Raw genomic sequence first — 7,202 nt, forward strand, 5'->3', positions numbered from 1 at the left:
CGGGCGGGCGGCGCGAAGGCCGGGAAGGTCGGGCTCGTGAGCGGCGGCGGCTCGGGTCACGAGCCGCTGCACGGTGGGTTCGTCGGCGTCGGCATGCTCGACGCCGCGGTCGCCGGACCGGTGTTCACGTCGCCGACCCCGGACCAGATCACCCCGGCGTTCGAGGCGGCCGACGGAGGCGCCGGCGTCCTGGCGATCGTCAAGAACTACACGGGCGACGTGCTCAACTTCGAGATGGCGGCCGAGGTGGCCGACAACGTGACGGTCCGGACCGTCATCGTCAACGACGACGTCGCCGTCGAGGACTCGCTGTACACGGCGGGCCGTCGTGGGGTGGCCGGCACGGTCGCCGTCGAGAAGATCGCAGGCGCCGCCGCGGAGCGCGGGGACGACCTGGACGCCGTCGTCGCCGTGGCGGAGAAGGTCATTGCGAACGTGCGCTCGATGGGCGTCGCGCTCACCGCCTGCACGGTCCCGCACGCGGGAGGACCCAGCTTCGACCTGCCGGACGACGAGATCGAGATCGGCATCGGCATCCACGGCGAGCCCGGGCGTCGGCGCATCCCGCTGGCGAGCGCCGACGAGATCACCGAGATGCTGCTGACACCCGTCGCGGACGACCTCGGGCTGTCCGGCGGCGAGAAGGTGCTGCTCTTCGTCAACGGCATGGGTGGCACGCCCGCCTCGGAGCTCTACGTGGTCTATCGTCGGGCCCGCGCGTTGCTGGAGGAGCGAGGGGTCGAGGTGACCCGGTCGCTCGTCGGCAACTACGTGACATCGCTGGAGATGCAGGGCGCGTCGGTCACCGTTCTCCGGCTGGACGACGAGCTGACCGCCCTGTGGGACGCCCCGGTGCACACGACCGCCCTGCGGTGGTGACGCGGGGGCTCCGCATCGGGGCCGGACTTCTCGAGGGAGCGTGGGCATGACGCTGGACGTCGCGTGGGCGATCGACTGGGTGCGCCTGTCGGCACAGACGGTCACGGAGCATCGCAGCGAGCTGATCGAGCTCGACCGACAGATCGGCGACGGCGACCACGGCGAGAACATGTTCCGCGGCTTCACGGCCGTGATCGCCAAGCTCGACGCGYTCGAGGCGCCGCCCGCGGAGATCGGCGACGTCCTCAAGCTGGTCGCCACGACGCTCATGTCGACGGTCGGCGGTGCCGCCGGTCCGCTCTACGGCACCGCCTACCTGCGCGCCGCCAAGGCGACGGGCGTCCCGGAGCTGGACAGCCAGGGCGTCGTCGCGCTGCTCGAGGCGGCGCTCGAGGGCATCGTCGCCCGCGGCAAGGCGACCACGGGGGAGAAGACGATGGTCGACGCGTGGACGCCGGCCACCGAGGCCGCCGTCGTCGCCGCCGACGCGGGAGCCACGCCCGCCGAGGTGCTCGCGGCCGCCGCGGACGCCGCGCACGACGGGGCCGAGGCCACCATCCCGCTCGTCGCCACCAAGGGCCGGGCGAGCTACCTGGGGGAGCGGTCCGCCAACCACCTCGACCCGGGCGCCCGCTCGACCGAGCTGATCCTGCGCGCCGCGGCGCAGGCCGCCGCGTGAGCGGGTCGTTCGAGCGCGAGCCTGCGCCCGTCGCCCTCGTCCTGGTCTCGCACTCGCGCGGCCTGGCCGAGGGGGCGGTCGAGCTGGCGGGGCAGATGGCACCGGGCGTGCTGCTGCTCGCGGCGGGGGGCATGCAGGACGGCGGGCTGGGCACCAGCTTCGACACGGTCGAGGCCGCCCTGCTCGAGGCCACGAAGGACGGTCGTTCGGCGGTCGTCCTCACCGACCTGGGCTCGGCCGTGCTGACCGCCGAGTCGGTGCTGGACCTGCTCGACGAGGAGGTCGCCGCCCGGGTGCGCCTGGCCGACGCCCCGTTCGTCGAGGGTGCCGTCGCGGCGGCCGTCACGGCGCACGGCGGAGCGGACCTCGCGGGGGTCCTGGCGTCCGCGGAGCACGCCGGCACCACCTTCGGCGGCACGGACGGCCCGGCCGAGCCGGCCGACGCGGGCCCGCAGGACGGCGTGGTGCGCGCCACGGCTGTGCTGCGCAACCCGCTCGGTCTGCACGCCCGCCCGGCGGCCGTGGTCGCGCGCATGCTCGCCGCCTACGACGCCAAGGTCCGGGTCAACGGCGCGAACGCCGCCAGCGTGCTCGAGCTGATGAAGCTGGGCGCGAAGCAGGGCGTCGAGCTGACGATCGAGGCGGAGGGCCCGCAGGCCGCCGAGGCGCGCGACGCCCTGGTCGCCGCGGTCGAGGGCGGCTTCGGCGAGGTCTGAGCCGCCGGGGCGGGCGTGGCCGCGCCCTGTGATCGATGGCACATGGACGCGCGTCCAGCGCAAAGTTGCAGTGCATGTAAAGTTGCACCTCGTGCAGAACCCTGTGATCGAGGCGCCCGCCCTCGGGCTGCGTGAGCGCAAGAAGCGCGCGCGGCGCGAGGCGCTGATCGACGCGACCCACCGCCTCGTCGCCGAGCACGGCCTCGACGCGGTCACCGTCGACGCGATCTGCGAGGAGGCCGGCGTCTCGGTCCGGACGTTCTTCAACTACTTCGAGACCAAGGACGACGCCGTGCTCGGCCACACCCCGTGGCCGCTCGAGTCGGCGGCCACCGACGTGTTCGCCGCCGGGGGCCCCACCGGTCACCTCATGCCGGACCTGCAGGCGCTGCTCAGCTCGTTCCTCAGCGAGCCGCCGCTCGGACGTGAGCGCATGGCGCGGGCGCTCGAGCTCGCCGCGAAGGAGCCGCGGCTGCTCGCCCGGCACCTCGCCTCGTTCGAGCAGCACAAGGGCCRGCTCTCCGCGCTCGTCGAGCGGCGCCTCGGCGACGACCCCACGCACTCACCGGAGATGGTCGGCTCCGTCCTGCTCTTCCTCACGCACGCGACGTTCATGCACTGGGACGCCGCGGGCGGCCACGGCGGCCCCGACGAGCACCTGACCGCCGTCGTCGCCGAGCTCCGATCCATCCTCACCGACTGACTCGTCCGAGCACGCCCACCACCCCACTTCACGAACGAGGTTTCTCGCATGGCCACCGCAGCACCCGAGGCACCAGCGGTCGACAAGCCGCTGATCGTCCTCACCCCCAGGACCGTCTGGCTCATCTTCGGCGCCCTCATGGCCGGGATGTTCATGTCGTCGCTCGACCAGTCGATCGTCGGCACGGCGATGCCGACCATCGTCGGCGAGCTCAACGGCGTCGAGCACCAGGGCTGGGTCGTCACGGCCTACATCCTGGCGATCGCGATCGTCATGCCGCTCTACGGCAAGTTCGGCGACCTGTGGGGCCGGCGGTGGCCGTTCCTCGTGGCCATCGGCCTGTTCACCGTGGCGTCCGCGGGCGCCGGGTTCGCGAGCACGTTCGGCGAGCTCGTGTTCTGGCGCGGCGTGCAGGGCCTCGGCGGCGGCGGTCTCATGATCCTGTCGCAGGCGATCATCGCGGACATCGTGCCCGCGAAGGACCGCGGCAAGTACATGGGCCCGATGGGTGCGCTGTTCGGGATCTCCGCCGTCATCGGCCCGCTCCTCGGCGGCCTCTTCACCCAGCACGCCGACTGGCGCTGGTGCTTCTGGCTGAACATCCCCATCGGCCTGGCGGCGTTCAGCATCGCGTGGTTCACGCTCAAGCTCCCGTCGCACCGGTCCGGCAAGAAGATCGACATCGCCGGCATCTTCTTCATGGTCACCGCGACCTCGGGCCTCGTGCTGGCCACCAGCTGGAGCAGCTGGACCGGCAACCGCGGGTACGACTGGTCGAACCCGGCCCTGCTCGCGCTGGTGATCGGCACGCTCGTCGCCATCGCGGCGTTCATCTGGGTCGAGCTGCGCGCCAGCGAGCCGCTGCTGCCGCTGCGCCTGTTCAAGAACCCCACCTTCACCATCGCCACCGCGATCGGGCTCATCCTCGGCATGGGCATGTTCGCCGCCCTGGCGTTCCTGCCGACGTTCCTGCAGATGTCGACCGGCGCGGGCGTCACCGAGTCCGGCTTCCTGCTGCTCCCGATGATGCTCGGCGTCATGATCACCGCCATCGGCTCCGGCATCGCGATCACGAAGACCGGCCGCTACAAGATCTTCCCGGTGGTCGGCCTCGGCATCACGACTCTGGGTGTCGCGTGGCTGACGCAGATCACCGGCGACATGTCGATGTGGCTCTTCGGCGCGATGATCTTCGTGCTCGGCGCCGGCATGGGCCTGGTCATGCAGACGATCGTGCTGGCCGTGCAGAACTCCGTCGACCCGCACGAGATCGGGACGGCGACCAGCACGAACAACTTCTTCCGGGAGATCGGCGCGGCCGTCGGCACGGCGCTGTTCAGCACGATGTTCACCACCAAGCTGGCGGACAACCTCGCCGGAGTCTTCGCCGGGGTGCCCGCGGGCTCCGGTGCCGACGCCTCCAGTCTCACGCCCGCCGCCGTGCAGGCGCTGCCCGAGCCGCTCAAGACCGGCGTCATCGACGCGTTCACCAACGCGCTGGCACCGTCGTTCTGGTACCTCGTGCCCGTCGTCGCCGTCGGCTTCGTGCTCGCGCTCTTCCTGCGCGAGGTCAAGCTGTCCGACGTGGCCGGCATGGTCGCCCGTGGCGAGGCCCTCGCGGCCGACGGCTCCGGTGCACCCACCGAGACCATCGACGGCGCCGTCGTCCTGGACGAGCTCTCGGGGCCGGTGCACGACGGGCTGCCGACCCAGCGGGACGCCGCCCCGGACGGCGTCGAGGCCCCGGCCCACCGGTAATCTGACCCGATGAGCTCCACCGTCCCGGACGGCCAGGCCGTGCGCCGCAAGCGTCCCGCGAAGCCCCAGTTCGCCCAGACGATCCTCGTCCTCGAGGCCGTTCTGGTGTTCTTCGCGACGCTCGTGGCGTTCGGCCTGCGGCTGGCCCCCGTGTCCACCATCTGGTGGGTCGGCGGCACCATCTCCGTGGTGCTGATCCTGCTGTCCGGGATGGTGTCGCGGCCCGGCGGGTACCTCGGCGGCACGATCGCCCAGGTGCTCGTCCTGGCCGGCGGCTTCTTCGTGCCGATGATGTTCATCATCGGCGGGATCTTCGTCGTGCTGTGGTTCGTCGCGCTGCGGCTGGGCGGCCGGATCGACCGGGAGCGTGCCGAGTACGACGCCGCCCACCCGGGGGCGGTCGGGCCGTAGGCGGTCGACGACCGCCGGTTAGGGTGGCGCCCATGACTGATGCACCCGCCCCGCAGCGCACCCTCGTCCTCGTCAAGCCCGACGGTGTCCGCCGTGGCCTCGCGGGGGAGGTCCTCCGCCGGGTCGAGGCCAAGGGCTACACGCTCGTCGCCGTCGAGCTGCGCGAGGCCGACGACGCCCTGCTGGCCGAGCACTACGCCGAGCACGCCGGCAAGCCGTTCCTGGCGCCGCTGGTCGAGTTCATGCGCTCCGGCCCCGTGCTCGCGATCGTGGCCGAGGGTCACCGCGTGATCGAGGGCTTCCGCTCGCTGGCCGGCGCCACCGACCCCACCGTCGCGGCGCCCGGCACCATCCGCGGCGACCTGGCCCGCGACCAGGGCCTCAAGGTCATCCAGAACCTGGTGCACGGCTCGGACTCCGAGGAGTCCGCGGCGCGGGAGATCGCGCTCTGGTTCCCCGCGCTCTGAGCCGATGACCGGGCGCCCGGCCGTCTGGGTCGGCGCCGCGTGCGACGCGCTCGGTGTCGACGCGGTGGTCGGCTGGTGCGTCGGGCTGCTCGACGGTCGGCCCGTCGACGAGGGACCGTCGCTCGACCTGATCGGCGGTCCGGGCGGCGCCCGCCTGGTGGCGTCCGCGGAGACGCCGGGAGCCCTCGACCACTGGGCCCGCGTCTGGGCGGCCCGTGCCCTGCGGTACGCGTGGCAGGACGGGGCCGACGTCCATCGGGCTGTCGTCGCGGCCCTCGACGACCCCGCGTGGCGCGTGCGGGAGACCGCCGCGTCCCTGGTGCGCGTGCACGAGCTCGGCGCGGGCGCCGACGCGCTGCGCGACCGGCTCGACGACGAGGTCCCGCGGGTCCGCATGGCCGCCGCCCGCGCGCTGGCCGTCGTCGGCGAGCACGACGACCTCGACGCGCTGGCCGGCACCGCCGAGGCCGACCCGCACGTCCGCGAGGTGGTGGACCGCGCCCGGCGACAGCTGGCCGAGCGCCTCGACCTGCCCGACCCGGGCCGCTGACCCGCACCGCCGTGCGCGTGGACCTCCCCGGAGCCGCCTCGCGCGCACCTTAGGCTCTGTGCGTGCACCTCAAGACCCTCACCCTGCGGGGGTTCAAGTCGTTCGCCTCGGCGACGACCCTGAACTTCGAGCCGGGCGTCACCTGCGTGGTCGGGCCCAACGGCTCGGGCAAGTCGAACGTCGTCGACGCCCTGGCCTGGGTGATGGGGGAGCAGGGCGCCAAGTCGTTGCGCGGCGGCAAGATGGAGGACGTCATCTTCGCCGGCACCGCCGGCCGCCCGCCGCTGGGCCGGGCCGAGGTCGCGCTCACCATCGACAACTCCGACGGCGCCCTGCCGATCGAGTACTCCGAGGTCACCATCTCGCGGACGCTGTTCCGCAACGGCGGCTCCGAGTACGCGATCAACGGCCAGGGCTGCCGSCTGCTCGACATCCAGGACCTGCTGTCGGACTCGGGCCTCGGGCGCGAGATGCACGTGATCGTCGGCCAGGGCCAGCTCGACGCGGTCCTGCGCGCGACCCCCGAGGAGCGCCGCGGCTTCATCGAGGAGGCGGCCGGCGTCCTCAAGCACCGCAAGCGCAAGGAGAAGGCGCTCCGCAAGCTCGAGGCCATGCAGGCCAACCTCACGCGGCTGTCCGACCTGACGGGCGAGATCCGCCGCCAGCTCGGCCCGCTGGGTCGCCAGGCCGAGGTGGCCCGCAAGGCCGCGGTCGTTCAGGCGGACCTTCGCGACGCCCGCGCCCGGCTGCTCGCCGACGACCTCGCCCAGCTGACCTCGACGCTCGAGCAGGAGATCGCCGACGAGAGCGCCCTGCGGGTCCGTCGCGAGGAGGTCGAGGCCGCGCTGGCCGCGACCCGCGCCCGCCTCGCCACCCTGGAGCGCGAGGCCGCCGAGGCCGCACCGGCGCTGAGCGAGGCCAGCGAGGTCTGGTACCGCCTGTCCTCCCTGCGCGAGCGGCTGCGCGGCACGGCGTCGCTGGCCGCCGACCGGGTCCGCCTGCTGGGCAGCGCCGGGCCGGAGCGCACGGGCGGGTCCGA

At 73.1% G+C, this 7,202-nt stretch carries 9 protein-coding genes; all 9 read left to right on the forward strand.

The features are described 5' to 3' along the window. Positions 1-879: dihydroxyacetone kinase subunit DhaK (gene dhaK, locus ACXJKG_RS17750; protein ID WP_456847066.1), on the forward strand; the 879-nt coding region annotated here is incomplete at its 5' end. A 46-nt stretch (positions 880-925) separates the two neighbouring features. Further along, positions 926-1,558: a dihydroxyacetone kinase subunit DhaL gene (gene dhaL / locus ACXJKG_RS17755; protein ID WP_456847067.1), complete on the forward strand. Its 633-nt coding sequence runs from the start codon at positions 926-928 to the stop codon at positions 1,556-1,558. Then, on the forward strand, positions 1,555-2,274 hold the full coding sequence (dhaM, locus tag ACXJKG_RS17760) for a dihydroxyacetone kinase phosphoryl donor subunit DhaM (protein WP_456847068.1): 720 nt from the start codon (positions 1,555-1,557) through the stop codon (positions 2,272-2,274). The genes dhaL and dhaM overlap by 4 nt, the downstream gene beginning before the upstream one ends. Positions 2,275-2,365: 91 nt before the next feature. Continuing rightward, complete coding sequence (locus ACXJKG_RS17765) at positions 2,366-2,977, forward strand: TetR/AcrR family transcriptional regulator (RefSeq protein ID WP_456847069.1); 612 nt, start codon at positions 2,366-2,368, stop codon at positions 2,975-2,977. 48 nt (positions 2,978-3,025) lie between these two features. Continuing rightward, positions 3,026-4,735: an MDR family MFS transporter gene (locus ACXJKG_RS17770; protein ID WP_456847070.1), complete on the forward strand. Its 1,710-nt coding sequence runs from the start codon at positions 3,026-3,028 to the stop codon at positions 4,733-4,735. Positions 4,736-4,744: 9 nt separating this feature from the next. Further along, a complete protein-coding gene (locus ACXJKG_RS17775) occupies positions 4,745-5,146 on the forward strand; it encodes a DUF4233 domain-containing protein (protein WP_456847071.1) in 402 nt (133 codons plus the stop codon). A 32-nt stretch (positions 5,147-5,178) separates the two neighbouring features. Next, a complete protein-coding gene (gene ndk / locus ACXJKG_RS17780; protein ID WP_456847072.1) occupies positions 5,179-5,613 on the forward strand; it encodes a nucleoside-diphosphate kinase in 435 nt (144 codons plus the stop codon). 4 nt (positions 5,614-5,617) lie between these two features. Then, positions 5,618-6,163 carry a HEAT repeat domain-containing protein gene (locus ACXJKG_RS17785; protein WP_456847073.1) on the forward strand — a complete coding sequence of 182 codons (546 nt, stop codon included), beginning with the start codon at positions 5,618-5,620 and terminating at the stop codon, positions 6,161-6,163. Positions 6,164-6,225: 62 nt separating this feature from the next. Then, on the forward strand, positions 6,226-7,202 hold a 977-nt coding region (locus ACXJKG_RS17790), incomplete at its 3' end, for a chromosome segregation SMC family protein (RefSeq protein ID WP_456847074.1).

The sequence above is a fragment of the Cellulomonas sp. P5_C6 genome, from assembly GCF_054049635.1.